Source organism: Achromobacter animicus (genome assembly GCF_902859585.1).
Classification (GTDB): Bacteria; Pseudomonadota; Gammaproteobacteria; order Burkholderiales; family Burkholderiaceae_B; genus Achromobacter; species Achromobacter animicus.
Genome location: NZ_CADIJM010000002.1, coordinates 253,445 through 268,195, shown reverse-complemented (window position 1 = coordinate 268,195; position 14,751 = coordinate 253,445). Strand labels below are relative to the sequence as shown.

At 61.8% G+C, this 14,751-nt stretch carries 13 protein-coding genes; 11 read left to right on the top strand and 2 right to left on the bottom strand.

Going from position 1 to position 14,751, the window contains the following annotated elements:
* Window position 1: 1 nt before the first annotated feature.
* The 7 genes from icmH to HV681_RS27795 all read left to right on the top strand — a co-directional run bounded on the left by icmH (window position 2) and on the right by HV681_RS27795 (window position 8,850).
* Window positions 2-877, top strand: coding sequence for a type IVB secretion system protein IcmH/DotU (gene icmH, locus HV681_RS06090; RefSeq protein WP_175122232.1), 876 nt, complete (start codon window positions 2-4; stop codon window positions 875-877).
* A gap of 33 nt (window positions 878-910) precedes the next feature.
* The gene (locus tag HV681_RS06085) at window positions 911-2,983 is read left to right on the top strand and encodes a type VI secretion system Vgr family protein (protein ID WP_175122231.1); all 2,073 of its coding nucleotides are present in this window, start codon (window positions 911-913) and stop codon (window positions 2,981-2,983) included.
* Window positions 2,980-3,924, top strand: coding sequence for a hypothetical protein (locus tag HV681_RS06080; protein WP_175122230.1), 945 nt, complete (start codon window positions 2,980-2,982; stop codon window positions 3,922-3,924). Before HV681_RS06085 ends, HV681_RS06080 begins: the two co-directional genes overlap by 4 nt.
* On the top strand, window positions 3,921-7,130 hold the full coding sequence (locus HV681_RS06075; protein WP_175122229.1) for a T6SS effector BTH_I2691 family protein: 3,210 nt from the start codon (window positions 3,921-3,923) through the stop codon (window positions 7,128-7,130). Before HV681_RS06080 ends, HV681_RS06075 begins: the two co-directional genes overlap by 4 nt.
* Before the next feature lie 50 nt (window positions 7,131-7,180).
* Window positions 7,181-7,903, top strand: a complete 723-nt coding sequence (locus HV681_RS27805; protein WP_254594893.1) for a DUF6708 domain-containing protein — start codon at window positions 7,181-7,183, stop codon at window positions 7,901-7,903.
* Between the two features lie 83 nt (window positions 7,904-7,986).
* Window positions 7,987-8,568, top strand: coding sequence for a hypothetical protein (locus HV681_RS27800; protein WP_175122228.1), 582 nt, complete (start codon window positions 7,987-7,989; stop codon window positions 8,566-8,568).
* A 3-nt stretch (window positions 8,569-8,571) separates the two neighbouring features.
* Window positions 8,572-8,850 (top strand): hypothetical protein, encoded by a 279-nt coding sequence (locus HV681_RS27795; protein ID WP_175122227.1) that lies wholly within the window; start codon window positions 8,572-8,574, stop codon window positions 8,848-8,850.
* 57 nt (window positions 8,851-8,907) lie between these two features.
* Here the strand turns inward: HV681_RS27795 and HV681_RS06055 are convergent, their stop codons facing one another.
* Complete coding sequence (locus HV681_RS06055; protein ID WP_175122226.1) at window positions 8,908-9,462, bottom strand: hypothetical protein; 555 nt, start codon at window positions 9,460-9,462, stop codon at window positions 8,908-8,910.
* On the bottom strand, window positions 9,459-10,394 hold the full coding sequence (locus tag HV681_RS06050; protein ID WP_105240897.1) for a LysR family transcriptional regulator: 936 nt from the start codon (window positions 10,392-10,394) through the stop codon (window positions 9,459-9,461). Before HV681_RS06050 ends, HV681_RS06055 begins: the two co-directional genes overlap by 4 nt.
* Before the next feature lie 184 nt (window positions 10,395-10,578).
* On the opposite strand from HV681_RS06050, the gene gtdA reads away from it, so the two are divergent.
* The 4 genes from gtdA to HV681_RS06030 all read left to right on the top strand — a co-directional run bounded on the left by gtdA (window position 10,579) and on the right by HV681_RS06030 (window position 14,731).
* Window positions 10,579-11,646, top strand: a complete 1,068-nt coding sequence (gene gtdA, locus HV681_RS06045) for a gentisate 1,2-dioxygenase (RefSeq protein ID WP_175122225.1) — start codon at window positions 10,579-10,581, stop codon at window positions 11,644-11,646.
* A 64-nt stretch (window positions 11,647-11,710) separates the two neighbouring features.
* The gene (locus HV681_RS06040) at window positions 11,711-12,409 is read left to right on the top strand and encodes a fumarylacetoacetate hydrolase family protein (RefSeq protein WP_175122224.1); all 699 of its coding nucleotides are present in this window, start codon (window positions 11,711-11,713) and stop codon (window positions 12,407-12,409) included.
* 2 nt (window positions 12,410-12,411) lie between these two features.
* Complete coding sequence (locus tag HV681_RS06035; RefSeq protein ID WP_175122783.1) at window positions 12,412-13,671, top strand: flavin-dependent oxidoreductase; 1,260 nt, start codon at window positions 12,412-12,414, stop codon at window positions 13,669-13,671.
* Between the two features lie 94 nt (window positions 13,672-13,765).
* Window positions 13,766-14,731, top strand: coding sequence for a tripartite tricarboxylate transporter substrate binding protein (locus HV681_RS06030; protein WP_175122223.1), 966 nt, complete (start codon window positions 13,766-13,768; stop codon window positions 14,729-14,731).
* Window positions 14,732-14,751 lie beyond the last annotated feature (20 nt).

Sequence of the window (14,751 nt, the reverse complement as noted above, 5' to 3'; positions counted from 1 at the left end):
GATGAGCCAAACCGTGGTGGTCGGCAACGACCGTACCGACAAGCCCTCCAATCGTTCCGCCCTGCCCGAGGTGCCCGAGGACTTCATGCGCGCGCCGCGTGAGCCCATCGTTCGTGACCCAGAAAGCGTCCTGTACGACGGCGTCTTTCGCATCAATGCGGACGAGGACCTGCAGTTTCAATTGCGTGGCCATAGCATCAACCCGCTGGTGGACATCGCCCAACCGCTCTTCGGTCTGGTGATTCGCCTACGCCGCATGATGGACCTGCCGCAGGAAGAGGTCAGCCGGCTCTATGAGAACGTCCGGGACCATATCACTGCGCTGTCCGAAGAAGTCCGGCAGCTTGGCTACGACGGGGCGACGCAGCTGTCATTCCGCTATGCCCTTTGCGCCTTCATCGACGAGGCGGTGATGGCCACGCCGTGGGGGGTGGGATCGCGCTGGAAGGGCCGGTCACTGCTCAGCTACCACCACAACGAAACCTGGGGCGGCGAGAAGTTCTTCACGGTGCTGGCGCGCATGCAAATGGACGCGGCCAAGTACCGCGATGCGCTCGAGTTCAAGTATCTGTGCCTGTGCCTGGGATACCAGGGCAAGTATGGCCAGCAGCACAACAACAAAGACACGCTCAACGCCATCATCACCAAGCTGCATGAGCAGCTTCGGCAACTGCGAGGAGACGCGCCCGAGCGGCTGGTGGACGCACCCGCCAACATCGCCAGGCTTCGTCGCAAGCTTCACCGCCAGTGGCCGCTGTGGACGCCTTGGGCGGTGGCGGCGGCCGTTATCGCCGGCGCCTATCTGTACTTCTCCCTGAAACTCGGCGCCGCCACGCAGATGGTGTTGGATTCGCTAGAGAGCATCCTCAAGCAGTGACCCGGCTCGCACCGAAACGGAGATAAAGACACCATGCCCACGCAATCTGATCTGCGCTTTACATTCGCCATCGGCGACGAGTCCTTTGAGGTCGTCGAATTCACGCTGCAGGAGGGGTTGTCCGAGACCTTCCTGCTGGAAGTGGACCTGGCCAGCGGCAACCCGGCCATCGATTTTGGCGTGGTGCTGGACCGCGCCGCGTTGCTTACGATCTGGCACGGCGCCGCGCCCGTTCGCTACGTCCACGGCGCGGTCTCGTCGTTCGTCCAGGGCGACACGGGCTTTCGGCGTACGCGCTACTCGGCGATTGTCGAGCCGCGCCTGGCGCGGCTAAAGCTCAGTTCCGACTGGCGCATCTTCCAACGCCAGAGCGTGCCGCAAATCACCGAGGCGGTGCTCAAGGCGCATGGTCTTACCCAGGATTACGAACTGCGCGGCACCACCGAACATCTGGCGCGCGAATACTGCGTGCAAGCGGGCGACACGGACTACGACTTTGTCGAGCGCATCATGCGCGAGGAAGGCTTCTTCTATTCCTTCCGTCATGGTGCCGAAGGCCATCAACTGGTCCACAGCGACCGGCTATTCATACACGGCCGCGTGGGCGACGAGCCGGTGCTGTACAACCCCACACCCGGCGGCGACCAGCCGCAGCCAGCGCTGCGGCGATTTTCCTACACCGAGAACGTACGCACCGCGCGCCAGACCCAGCGCGACTACACGTTTCACCATCCGCGCTACACCCACCAGCACAGCCGTGACGGACGAGATCTGGACCATCAGGGCCGCCGCTATGAACGCTATGACTACCCGGCGCGCGCCAAGTTCGACGAAGCCGGCAGACCGTTCGCCGAGAACCGCCTGCGCGGCCATCGCCACGATTCGCGCGTCGCTTTCGTTGAAGGCGATGACCCGCGGCTCCAGCCGGGCATTTCATTTAGCCTGACCGGTCATCCGCGCGAAGATCTGAACCGCGGCTGGCGCCCGGTGCGCATCGTCCACCGTGGCATCCAGCACACAAGTCAGGCCGAGGAAAGCGCACAAGCCCAGCTGGGAACGCACTACAGCTACGAGGCGGAGCTGGTCCCGGACGACGCCGAATGGCGCGCGGAACCGCTACCCAGACCCCGCATCGACGGTCCGCAAAACGCTGTGGTGGTCGGCCCGCCCAATGAAGAAATCTATACCGACGAATACGGCCGGGTGAAGGTCCAGTTCCCCTGGGACCGGCTCGGCAAGGAGGACGAGTACAGCTCCTGCTGGATTCGCGTCTCGCAGAACATCGCCGGCGCCACCTGGGGCCACATGGCCATCCCGCGCATCGGTCAGGAAGTCATCGTCTCTTACTTCGACGGCGACCCCGACCAGCCCGTGATCACCGGCCGCGTCTACAACCGCCTGCAGTTGCCGCCCTACGAACTGCCGCGCCACAAGACGCGAATGACGATCAAGAGCAAGACCCACAAAGGCGAGGGGTACAACGAACTGCGCTTCGAGGATGAGAAGGATCAGGAAGAAATCTACGTCCACGCGCAGAAGGATCAGAACATCCACGTCAACAACGACGAGTCGACGTTTGTGGGGCACGACCGCAGCGAGCAGGTCGAGAACGATGAAACCATCACCATCGGCCACGACCGCAAGGAGACGGTGGGCAACGACGAGCAGGTCAACATCGGCCAGGACCGGCGGCACGACATCGGGCGGGATGACTTTTTGACCGTGGGGCGCAATCACACGATCTACACCACCAAGGACCGTACCGAGGAAGTGGGCAATAACCGCCGCGATAAGACCGCGGCGAATCATTGGGTAAGTATTGGCGGGCATCAGGAGCATACGGTCGAGGGGCGCTCGGAATTGCAGGCCGGGGAGGCGATCCTGCAGCGTACGAAGGTTTATGAGGTGCAGGCGGCGGAGAGCCTGACGTTGAAAGGGCCGGGGGGAACGATACGGATCGATGGGTCGGGGATCACGCTTGACGGGATCGCCATCGTGATCAAGGGGCCTATGAGCCAGAAGGGGGGTGGCGGTGGTAACACCCTCGCCCTGTCCGGGGTTGCGTTTGAAGGCTTGGACGCGGATTGTGCGGAGCGCAACCGATGATTGCGGCGCCTGTCGTCACGTTCGCCGAGCAAATCCGCTCGCCTGGCGATTATCTCTATCTGCTTGTTGACCCGTTGGCAGCATGCGGCACGACGCGGCCGTTAGCCATCGAGTCACTGGTGCACGAGCTGGGCACAGACGCGGTGACCCGCGTTTTGAGGCCAGACCTGGCGCACGCGCCGGGGCTCTGTCCAGCCCTGGTGCAGCTTGGTACTCCCGGGGCTGCGGCACCGCAGCGTCTCCTGGAACTCAGTGCGCTCCAGACGCAGGAAGACCTCGATTACGGCAAGCGTTATGTCTGCGGGTGGCTGGCCAGCCCAGAACGCCTGGGGCCAACTGCACACCACATTGCCACACAATGCCGAATCACCTCGTCCAGCGTACGAAAAGCGACAACCCCGTGGTTCGAACCCGTGCGTCTGGAGTTGTTGGCCGGCGCACTCGGCCCCCAAGCGGGGGCCATGCTCGCGCCGATCAGTGCCTGGTTGTTCCCAACAAGCTGGGGGAGCTTTTCCGTACTCCGGAGCAAGCCGGCGACGGCAAGCGAGGATTACACGGAATTGGTTCGCCATACCCAGCATGCGGCGCAATTGGTGAGTGACTTTCTTGGCATGTGGCGGCTAGCCCAAGGTCAGGCACTTTCGTTCGCACCATGGCGCTGGAATGGCTCGAGTCCTCTACCCCCGCAGGCGGGTGTGCATGCCTTTCGGCTGATCCGTGACGCCCAACAGTTAGGACTGCGGAATGAGCGCGACATCTTCGCGCTCAGCCTGTATCGGGTTTGCGTTCACCCGCTACTGCCCAAGCATCCAGACATCCAACGGGACATTCTTGACGCAGTCAAAGGCAAACACGCTCTGGAAGACTGCTTCCAAGCGTACGACAACGCCGCGTGGAAGCGAATTTTTGCCTCATTGCCCAGGACGGAGAACTATTCATGAGCATCAGCACGACGTTGGGCAGAACGATCAGCCATGCTGCGCCCAATCCGACGGACGCATGCAAAGCATGCGAGCGCACTGGCCTACCCATTCTTCCTTTGCGCGCCGCGTACGCGCCGGCACCCGGACAAACATACCGCCAACAGCCTAACGGCAGCGACAAGCCAGCAACGGTTCAGATGAAGTTGGACCAGCCTCGCATCTTGCGGCAGGGATACCTTTATGTACTGCTTGATGAGATGGAGTGGCAGGCCTACGAGGTTACGCCTGAAGGCGCGCTCCGCCAGTTTCGTCCCTATCAAGTCCCACGGGATGAGCCCAGCCCCCTGAGCCAGGACTGCGTCAACAAGGATCACGACGTCCCCGCATCCTTTATCAATATCGACACCGGGAAATTCTCAACCGCATGGATCGCCATCGCAAATGATCCCTGGCCCGAGAGTGTCCTGAATCAATACTTGTGTGGCAAGGCCGCCGGCGGGCCGGATCCGAAGGACCGCTTCTACAAGCTTGATCTGAAAAGCGCACGCGACGACCCGACCAGCGTCGGTATTGCAATGACCGAAGACAACCTTGGGTTGGACTCCGTGTTGGAGTATGCCGAGGTCGGCCCCGGCGATTTCGATAGCGTTCACGGGTTCTACTCGCGCAATCATCGGCTTGGGGCAACGGAAGGCCACGTCCGGACCATCGTTCAGCGGGAAAAACTTCCAAAAGGCGTCCTGGCGTTGGTTCTGCCCGATCCAATCGGCGTGGTGCAAGAGTGCAATGCGCAACGCCTCAATTTGTTTAGAGAGATGCAGGAGTGGCGCGCCGAGCCGCAGCGACGATTTGAGTTCTTTACTTCCCAGGCGCTGCTTGGCATCAAGGAACTGCAGGCCGTTTGGGCTAAGGCGGAAGCAGAGGAAGAGGCGCAGGCAGCGGAAGAGAATCGTCGTAGGCACAACAACAGCATCGCGGGACTAAAGGTGGGCTATCCGCAGGTGCATATCCCAGGAGAAGCCGAGCGCATAGCAAAGAACAAACAGGACGAGGCAAAAGAACGCCTAGAGGAGCGCTACGACGAGCGGGCTCGAGCCACCTTCGAGGAAACCTATCTGGCCGCGCAGGACAATTGGCAAAAGGCTGTCGACCGAGTTGGCGAGTTGTACGCCAGAGAATACCTATCCAGTCCTTTCCAGCTTGCCGTCCAGTATGACTACAGCGCCACGTCCTGGCGTTCGACGGAGGGTTTTATCCGGATGCTCGCGCTTTGCCTTGCCGGTGGCCCCACGGAAGTCATAAAGAAAGGCGATGAGAAATTGGGCGCGACGCAACGGCTGTGGAAAGCACAGTTGGAAAATCGAGAGAGCCACCTGTATCAGGCTCTGGTGGCGAAGGACATGGCTCTGCTGAACCAGCTGCAAACCGCGCTGACGGGCAATGACGTTGGCAAGGCGTACGACACCATCAAGACCGTCATCGGTACAGCAGAAGGCAAGACTCTGATGGTCGCGCCCGTGCAAGAGGCCATCGGACAGATGCTTGCCGCCATGGGCAACGCCAGTAACGCGTTGGGACAGCAACTAGCCTCCCAAACGCACGCGCTGGTCGGACATCTGCACAGTGCAGCCTTCCTCCGATATTCGGGTCAGCACGTGACTCAGATCATCGTATCCCTGCAACTCGGCGAGTATCTTTCGCTGCTCAACGAGACGCTGCAGGAAGGCATTGATAAGTTCGTCGCGCACATTGACGAGAACTTCCGCAAGCCGGCAGCGAAAAAGATTCGCGCCATGGTGGTGAGCGGCTTCATTGCCATTGCGGTTCCCGGCAACCACGGCAAGGCCATCGACTTGATAATTTGGTCGCTGGAAAGTGCCGAGGAGCTAGGGAAACGTCTTGAAGAGCTGCGACGCACCGCCACTGAAGGCGTCGGCGGAGCCGTTCGCAACGTAAGGGTAGGCGCTGCCACGCTCCAGAACCGCGCTGTTCAAATGGTGGGATCGCTCGCGATTGGCGCTGAGCAAGCGAGAGATCTCGCCAAGGGAGCGATGCAGAAGATGCGCACTGCAGTCGTTTCAGCAGCACCTACAGGTGCGAATCTGCTGCTTGGACTCGGCAGCCTGTGGTTTCAGCAAGACAGCCTGCAGAAAAACTATGCCGCGTTGCACACCACGCCCGGAAGTGGCAGTGCCGAGGCATTGGCGGCCGTGTGGTCATCCTCGATTGGGGTGATGGGTGCGGGCGTGGAGGTCGTTGGCGTGGGGATTCAATTACTGCGGCCGGATATGACCATCACTGTTCACGCGAGAGGAGGTGCGAAGACCGTCATGCTTGGGCTTCGTATCGCGCAATTCGGAGGCGCTATCGCGGCGGTTTCGGGGCTAATGGATGGAGCCCAACATATGTTCGCCGCCATGCGTGCACGATCCGACGGAGATGCGAAATCTCATGTTCTTTATGGCTTTGCTACAGCAACCGCAGCTATCTCTTCGGTCGCAGGAATTTTCGGAGCGATTGCGTTCGAAGCGAGTCTGCTAGGGCCTGTCGGTATCGCCATAGCTCTAGGGTTGATTGCATATGCCTTGGCTAGCCAGGCAAGAAAAGCTAAATCATCGTCTCTCGAAATGTGGGCTCGATACAGTCGATGGGGTTCACCAAGCGAACATAGACGATGGACCACAGAATCAGACTTCGATACTGCCGTTGGGGCTCTTAATGCCGCAGTGCTCGGGATGACAGCTGAGATCGAGGTAAAGACTGAACTGTATCTCAAAGGGGATGCCCCATTTCCCGTGGATGGCCAGACGGACTGGAAAAGAGGTCGAATATGGATTGGAGAATATATTGTTTATCGGATAGCCCTTCCGGGTTATGACGAAACCTCATCTCGCTACCAATGGACTTTAACAGTCTATCGCCCCGGCGACCCGCAAGGGCAAATTATGGTTGCCGACGTGAGCGACAAACAGCTGGCCGAAATCCCATCATCGACGCCCGTAAAAAATCCTGACTATTTCTTGAATACAACGGCCCCAATCATCCATGCGGATAAAAAATCTGGGACTTTGATAATTGAGGGCGCCATCGCGCTGCGTATGAACCACAGCGTACATGCAGTAAAGCTAGAAGCACGTTTCTGGCCCGATAAAAGTGACAGCGCGGGATTCGCTCACCTGCTTTGCCAAGAAGATAAAACAGATACACAAAAAGGGAAACACTAGCAATGACAGGCCCCAAACTATTCCCTCCATGCAGTGGCTGGATAGCAGACTTGCCCGCTCCGCTCTGCAAGCCGACCGCACCGCTTGCTCTCGAAGGAAATGCTCCTAACCATTTGGATGATATATACCTCGAAGTATCGAGAAGCTCTGCGCTCGCACGAGGAATTCTATTCTGGCTGGGAATTTTAGTTGCAGTAATAGGCTTATACATCTTAATTGCGCCGCCTCAGTTCTATACATTCAAAGATCCCTTCATTGTTTGGACAGGCTTTTTTTGCGTGGCAGCGTGTGTATGGATGGCTTCATTGTCTATTCGGGTGGACATCTCACCTCCTCGAGACCTTCCGCTTAGGTTCAATCGTGCGCGCCAACGGCTATACGCCTACAACTTTCACTATCGATGGTGGAACCCGTTTGAGCGCTGGCACGTCGCTCCCGCGGCATACGACTGGTGCCAAGTGCGCGCCGAGCGCTGGCACAAACGCGCCGTCACACCGCAAGGCGCGCTCATCTTGAAAGGGGGTGTGGTTCTTTCCATCGTCCAGCCCGGGACCAATAAGGTCATTGATCGCTTTCCCCTGAGCACAATGGGCGCGGACGAGTTTGCGTGGGCATATATCTGCACATACATGCAGCAAGGTCCTTCAGCGCTTCCACCTCCAGATCCGCCACGCGATCACAATGACGTGCCTTGGTACAACATCAGCCTGCGCCTCGCGCCCAAAGTGCAGTGGCCGGCTGAAATGGATGCCGAGTCGAGAACCGCACCGTGATTCGCGACCTTGTACTTTCACACGTGGGACAGCCAGTTTTTCATTAAGTCATTTGGGACGAGATAAACGCAATCGCCTGAACGATGGCAATTACCTGGACCTATTCTCCAGAGCGAAAAGTAGGCATCGATCCGGCAATTCATGATCAGTTTGTCAGCGCTGATTGCAATGTATTGACGTTGCGCAACCCATGGATTGGCGATTCCGTGTTCATGGCAAAGATGTACACATCGCTGACTATGGTTCTCCTCGGCGTCAACACGTATATCTGGACAGACTCAGACATATTCGCGTTTGAGCACCGACTTGATTACTACTTGGCCTTTATAGTCCTCATCAGTTCTTTTGTCTTTGCCCCATTTCTTTGGTACCGAATCTTTTTGATCAAGCGCTTGACCAATTTCTACTTCAACCTAAAACTCAAACAAGTCATTTATCTGCGCAACAAGACCCTAATCCAGTTCGACTGGGCGCAGACTGAGGGTGGCGTATTCGTACGCAATGAATTTGGCGGCGCTGGATTTACCACCAACTTTGCCCTCGCCTTCGGCCCCAAGCCTGCGGCCGATCAAGAGAAGGACCGTGTCGTCCTCTGCGTTGACAGTAACAACAGCAGCGACCCAGACCCGCGATACGTCGCACAGGTGTGGGAATACATCCGGTAGTTCATGGAAGAAGGCCCCGACAGGTTGCCCGCGCCGGGAGAGCCCAACTGGTGGTACGCCCCGCTCCACCGTATCTGCATGACCCCAGCCGAAGCCTGGCGCCACTACGCGCCTTGGCGCACAGGCGAACCGGGCGAGCTGCAAGGCAAGAAAACCTGGCTGCTGCCCTTGTGGTTCGTGCTCTTTCCCTACAACATGTTCTCCGCGCTGTGCTGGTACGCGGTGTGCCGCGTCTTCAACGTCCGCGGTGCGCCACCACCGCCGGAAGCGCTTGGGCGCTAGGAGATGCCGCGCATTGCGCGGCGCCCTTCAAGCGACAACACAGATGGCTCGTAATCGCTATACCCGCCGCGCCAAACACCGCAACGCCACCCGATACCCCACAAACACATAAAACCCCGACGAATTCATCACCAGCCAGGCGCCCAATCCGCCAAGCACCGCAACCACCGGCCCCACGGCCCTGACGTCGCCCTGCGTCCAGGCGATCCCGCCGAAGCTACCCACAACGATCAACCCGATACAGACCCGCTTCAACAGCACCACGCCCTGCACCCGTCCCGCCATCATCAGCACCATCCCGATCGCTAGCGCGAGCGCGGTTCCCGCGCACACCGCCACCAGCGCGAACGCTGCCATTGCCGGTCCCACGAACCGCAGCAGCAGACTCAACAGTTCAATCCCGACGCCCAGTCCGCCCGCCATCACCAGCACGGACAGCACCAGCGGCGACCACGTTCCTGGCGGCGCGCGGCCCTCTTCCGCTTCCATTTCCGCGACGAAGCGATGCATCGACGCCGCCGTCCCCGGGTCCTTGCCCGCGTTCAGCGCCGCTTCCAGCCGCTGGCACTGTTCGATCAGGGCATTCAGGCCGGAGGCGGGCGCGGGAGTCATAGCCGGGTCACTCCTGGCGCGTGCTCGGCCACCGTATTTCTCAGCGCCGCCATGGCCTCCTCAACCGCAACCGGCCGGAACGCATCCTCGCGCCAATACATCGCCACCGAGCCGAATCCCGACAGCCTTACGGGGATGATGCGCATCGCCCGCATCTGCGAAAACCGCAGCGCGGCACGGTGCGAGGCGACGCCGATCATGTCGCTGTTGTTGATGAGGGTCAGGTTGACCGTCACCGAGTTCGACTCGATATGGTCCGGCGGCGGCGCCTGGCCTGCTGCGGCGAGCGCGGCGTCTACTGCGTTGCGGATGGGCGTGCCCTTGGGCCACAGAATCCAGCGATAGGACAGCAGATCCTGCCAGCTTGGCTGCTCCACCGCGAACAGCGGATGGCGGGGCCGCGCCACGAGGTGGATGGGCTCCAGATAAAGCGCCTCGAAGCGGATCGCCGGATCGTGATGCTCGGGCGCCGAGCGCCCCACGACGATATCCAGATCCCCTTGCGCCAGTTGCGCCAGCAGGCGATCCGTCGTGCCCTCCACCAGCTTGACGCGCGCCTGCGGCATGCGCTCGAGCAGCTTCATCACGGCCAGCGGCACCGTGTCGGACGCGGACGCGCCCGATGCGCCGATCACGACGCGTCCACCGCCGCCCTCGCGCAGCGCCGCCATGTCCGCGCTGGCGCGATCCAGTTGCGACTCCACACGCTGCGCATGCGCGATCAGCACGTCGCCATGCGGCGTGGGGCGCAGGCCGCGCGCGTGGCGCTCGAAGAGCGGCAGTCCGATGTCGTCTTCCAGATCCTTCAGCCACTTCGATAGACCCGGCTGCGTCGTATTGAGCATGGCGGCCGAGTGGCTGATGTTGCGGGTCTGGGCCAGGCTGAGCAGCATCTTCAGATTGCGCAGCCGCAGGCGGTGGGTCCAGTCCATGCAGGCCCTCTTGGTGGGAGGTTTGTCTCGTATGTATATGGTTATTGGTATGGATAATAAGATAATTTCATTTCAAACTGCATAGCTCCTGCTCGCATAATCGTCTCCATACCAGGACCAGCTGCGAACCCACGCGGCGGCCGCCCGTAGAAGCCGGCAATAGCCGGACATACAGGAGACAACCATGCACGACGGTCATTCCACCGGCGCGGACAGCGCTGCCTCGGACCGCGCCCTTTACTACGCGCGCATCGCCAAGAAACACATGGCGCCCCTGTGGGAGTCGCTGCACAACCTGGTGCCCCGCCAGCCCGCGCCGCGCTGCGTGCCAGCGCTGTGGAAATATGACGATGTACGCGACGACGTCATGGCGTCCGGATCGCTGATCACGGCAGAAGAAGCCGTGCGCCGGGTGTTGATTCTGGAAAACCCGGGTCTGCCGGGCCAGGCCAGCATCACGCAAAGCCTGTACGCAGGACTGCAACTGATCCTGCCGGGTGAGATCGCGCCAAGCCACCGTCACACGCAATCGGCCCTGCGCTTTATCGTGGAAGGGCGCGGCGCCTACACTGCCGTCAACGGCGAACGCACCACCATGCACCCGGGCGACTTCATCATCACGCCATCATGGACCTGGCATGACCACGGCAATGCGGAAACCGTCGAAGGCGGCGAGCCCGTGGTCTGGCTGGATGGTCTGGACATTCCGCTGCTGCGCTTTCTGGACGCGGGCTTTGCAGAGAACTATCCGTCCGCCACCCAGCCCGTCACGCGGCCCGAAGGCGACAGCATGGCCCGCTTTGGCCACAACATGGCGCCCGTGCGTCACCAGGTTTCGAGCGGCACCTCACCCATCTTCAACTACCCGTACGAACGCAGCCGCGAAGCGCTGGATGCGCTCTACCGTCACGGTGAACTCGACCCGTGGGACGGCGTCAAGCTGCGCTACCTGAATCCCGCCACGGGTGGCTACCCCATGCCCACGATGGCCACGTTCATGCAGTTCCTGCCCGCGGGCTTTCAGGGCAAGACCACGCGCACGACCGACTCAACCGTCTACAGCGTTGTCGAGGGTCGCGGCACCGCGCGCATCGGCGACCAGGAATTCCATTTCGGACCGCGCGATGTCTTCGTCGCGCCGTCCTGGATGCCTGTGCAGCTTGCCGCGCTGGAAGACGCCACGCTCTTCAGCTATTCCGACCGCCCGGTGCAGGACGCGCTGGGCCTGTGGCGCGAAGAACGCGTCGCCTGACCGGCGCGTGCCGATCGCCCACCTCGCGCGCCTGACTCTCCATCCCGTCTTCAAAGGATGCTCCATGTCGTTTGTGTTTGCCCCCGCCTCCCCCGTCGCCGTGCCCATCGCCGGCAGCCAGGACAGCTTTCCTGTACGCCGCGTTTATTGCGTTGGCCGCAACTACGCCGCCCATGCGCGCGAAATGGGCTTTGACCCCGACCGCGAACCGCCGTTCTTCTTCTGCAAGCCCGCCGACGCCGTCGTGCCCGTTGCCGAAGGCAGCACGCTTTCACTGCCCTACCCGCCGGAAACGGCCAATCTGCATTACGAGATCGAACTCGTCGCGGCTATCGGCAAGGGCGGCGCCAACATTTCCGTCGACGAGGCCATGCAGCACGTGTATGGCTACGCCGTCGGCCTGGACATGACGCGCCGCGACCTGCAGATGAAGATGCGCGAGGCCGGCCGCCCGTGGGAACTGGGCAAGGCCTTTGACCAGAGCGCGCCCATAGGCCCGCTGCATCCCGCGCAATCGGTAAAGGACATCGAGAAGGCCGGCATCTGGCTGCAGGTCAATGGCGCGGACAAGCAGCGCAGCGACATCGGCAAGCTGATCTGGTCCATTGCCGAAACCATCGCGTACCTCTCCAAGTACTTCCGTCTTGAAGCCGGCGACCTCATCTACACCGGCACGCCCGAAGGCGTGGGACCCGTGGTGCGGGGCGACCGGATGGTCGGCGGCGTCGACGGCCTGGGCACGCTCAGCGTGCAGATGGTGTGACGATGCGCACCGACACCGATGTCATCATCGTCGGCGCGGGCGTCGGCGGCCTGGTGCTGGCGCTGAGCCTGCATCAGGCAGGCATTTCCTGCCGCGTTTTCGAAGCCGTGCGAGAGATCAAGCCGCTGGGCGTGGGCATCAATCTACTGCCGCACGCCACCCGCGAACTGGATGAATTGGGCCTTTTGCCCGCGTTGGACGCGATTGCCGTGCGCACGCGTGAGTCCGTGTTCTACACGCGGCACGGCCAGTTCATCTATGGCGAACCGGCGGGCACCGACGCCGGATACGACTGGCCCCAGTACTCCATCCACCGCGGCGACCTGCAAATGGCGTTGCTGGATGCCGTGCGCGACCGTCTGGGCCAGGACAGCGTCGTGGTGAACGCCCGCTGCACGGGCGTGACGCAGGACGCCGACAGCGTCACGGCCAGCTTTCAAGACAACGACGGCAATGCGCTGCCGTTCGTGCGCGGCCGCATTGCCGTCGGCTGCGACGGCATTCACTCGGTATTGCGCAAGCAGCTCTACCCGCAGGAAGGCGCGCCGCGCTACTCCGGCGTGAACATGTGGCGTGGCACGACGCGCTGCAAACCCTTTCTGTCGGGCGCGAGCATGGTGCGCGCCGGCTGGCTGTCCACCGGCAAGATGGTGATCTACCCGATTCGCGACAGCATTGACGCGGACGGCAACCAGCTTGTGAACTGGGTCGCCGAGATCGAAGCCGAGCAACCTGCCGTGCGCGACTGGAACCGCAGCGGCAGGCTCGAGGACTTCTTTCCGGCCTTTGCCGACTGGCACTTCGACTGGCTCGACGTGGCCAAGCTGATTCAGGACGCAGACTCGATTCTGGAGTACCCCATGGTCGACCAGGATCCGCTGCCCACGTGGACGCGGGGCCGCATGACGTTGCTGGGCGACGCGGCCCACCCGATGGTGCCGCGCGGCTCGAACGGCGCGGGCCAGGCCGTGGTGGACGCCCGCTACCTGACCGGCCAGTTCAAGCGCCTGGGCCTGACGCCCGATGCCTTGCAGCAGTACGACCGCGCCCGAGTCGAAGCCACGACGCGCGTCGTGCTGACCAATCGCAGCAACCCGCCGGACGCGATCCTGCGTGAAGTCCACGTGCGTTCGGCGGACAAGCCTTATACGCGGATCGAGGACGTCATCAGCCGCGAGGAATTGGAAGGGATATCGCGTCGCTACAAGGAGGTGGCGGGCTTTGACCCGGTCGCCTTGAAGGAGCGCGCGCCTTACGTGTAGCAGTAGCCGGACCTCAGTGCCCCGGCGAGCGGGTCCCAAGACCCGCCGCCCTTCAAAGCCGGCGCATGACCGGCGACAAACAAGGAGACAACCCATGTTGAAGTTGCTACGTGTTCTGGCTGCCGCGGCGCTGTCCCTTGCGGCCGCGGCGAGCCACGCCGCCTGGCCCGACCGCCCCATCACGCTTGTGGTGCCCTTCACACCCGGCACCGGCATCGACCTGATTGCCCGCCAGTTGGCGGCCAGCTTGCCGCAGACGCTGGGGCAACCCGTCGTCGTCGAGAACCTGGCCGGCGCCAGCGGCAATATCGGCAGCGAAAAGGTCGCGCGCGCCAACCCCGATGGCTACACATTCCTGGTCACGGTCAACACGTTCGTCATGAACAGCAGCCTCTACAAGGGCAAGCTGCGCTTTGATCCGCAACAGGACTTTGCGCCGGTCGGCCTGACCTCGTGGGGCTCGCTGCTGCTGGTCACGCATCCGTCCAATTCCGCCAACACCGTCGCCGACGTGGTGCAGGCGGCCAAGGCCGCGCCGGGCAAACTGAGCTACGGCACGCCCGGCGTGGGCACGCCCCATCACCTTTCGATGGCGCTGTTTCTGGACCGCACCGGCGCCAGCCTGCTGCACGTGCCGTACAAGGGCACGGCGGGCGCCGTCACCGACATGCTCGGCGGACGGCTCGACTACATGTTCCTACCCGTTCACGTGGCGCTGCCGCAGGTGAAGGGCGGCAAACTCAAGGTGATCGCCACCGGCAGCCCGAAGCGCCTGCCGCAGCTGCCGGACGTGCCCACGCTGACGGAAGCCGGACTGCAGGGGGCCGACGTGGACATGTGGTATGGGGTCCTGGCGCCCAAAGGCACGCCGCCCGCCATCGTCGACCGCATGAACCAGGCGATCAACGCCATCTTGCAGACGCCCGCGACCGCCACGGCATTCGATGCGCAGGGCATGGTGCCGGCCACGTCAACGCCTGCCGATTTTGGATCCCTCATCGCCCGTGACGCCAAGCGCTGGGACGACGTCGTCGCCCGAACCGGCATCACGGCCGAATGAGTGTTTCCGGCACCAACGTT

What these genes read in the sequence shown, in the direction of transcription:
- HV681_RS27795 (WP_175122227.1), top strand. Translation starts at nt 8,572, where the DNA reads ATGGAAGAAGGCCCCGACAGGTTGCCCGCGCCGGGAGAGCCCAACTGG.
- HV681_RS27800 (WP_175122228.1), top strand. Translation starts at nt 7,987, where the DNA reads ATGGCAATTACCTGGACCTATTCTCCAGAGCGAAAAGTAGGCATCGAT.
- icmH (WP_175122232.1), top strand. Translation starts at nt 2, where the DNA reads ATGAGCCAAACCGTGGTGGTCGGCAACGACCGTACCGACAAGCCCTCC.
- HV681_RS06085 (WP_175122231.1), top strand. Translation starts at nt 911, where the DNA reads ATGCCCACGCAATCTGATCTGCGCTTTACATTCGCCATCGGCGACGAG.
- HV681_RS06080 (WP_175122230.1), top strand. Translation starts at nt 2,980, where the DNA reads ATGATTGCGGCGCCTGTCGTCACGTTCGCCGAGCAAATCCGCTCGCCT.
- gtdA (WP_175122225.1), top strand. Translation starts at nt 10,579, where the DNA reads ATGCACGACGGTCATTCCACCGGCGCGGACAGCGCTGCCTCGGACCGC.
- HV681_RS06040 (WP_175122224.1), top strand. Translation starts at nt 11,711, where the DNA reads ATGTCGTTTGTGTTTGCCCCCGCCTCCCCCGTCGCCGTGCCCATCGCC.
- HV681_RS06035 (WP_175122783.1), top strand. Translation starts at nt 12,412, where the DNA reads ATGCGCACCGACACCGATGTCATCATCGTCGGCGCGGGCGTCGGCGGC.
- HV681_RS06030 (WP_175122223.1), top strand. Translation starts at nt 13,766, where the DNA reads ATGTTGAAGTTGCTACGTGTTCTGGCTGCCGCGGCGCTGTCCCTTGCG.
- HV681_RS06050 (WP_105240897.1), bottom strand. Translation starts at nt 10,394, where the DNA reads ATGGACTGGACCCACCGCCTGCGGCTGCGCAATCTGAAGATGCTGCTC.
- HV681_RS06075 (WP_175122229.1), top strand. Translation starts at nt 3,921, where the DNA reads ATGAGCATCAGCACGACGTTGGGCAGAACGATCAGCCATGCTGCGCCC.
- HV681_RS06055 (WP_175122226.1), bottom strand. Translation starts at nt 9,462, where the DNA reads ATGACTCCCGCGCCCGCCTCCGGCCTGAATGCCCTGATCGAACAGTGC.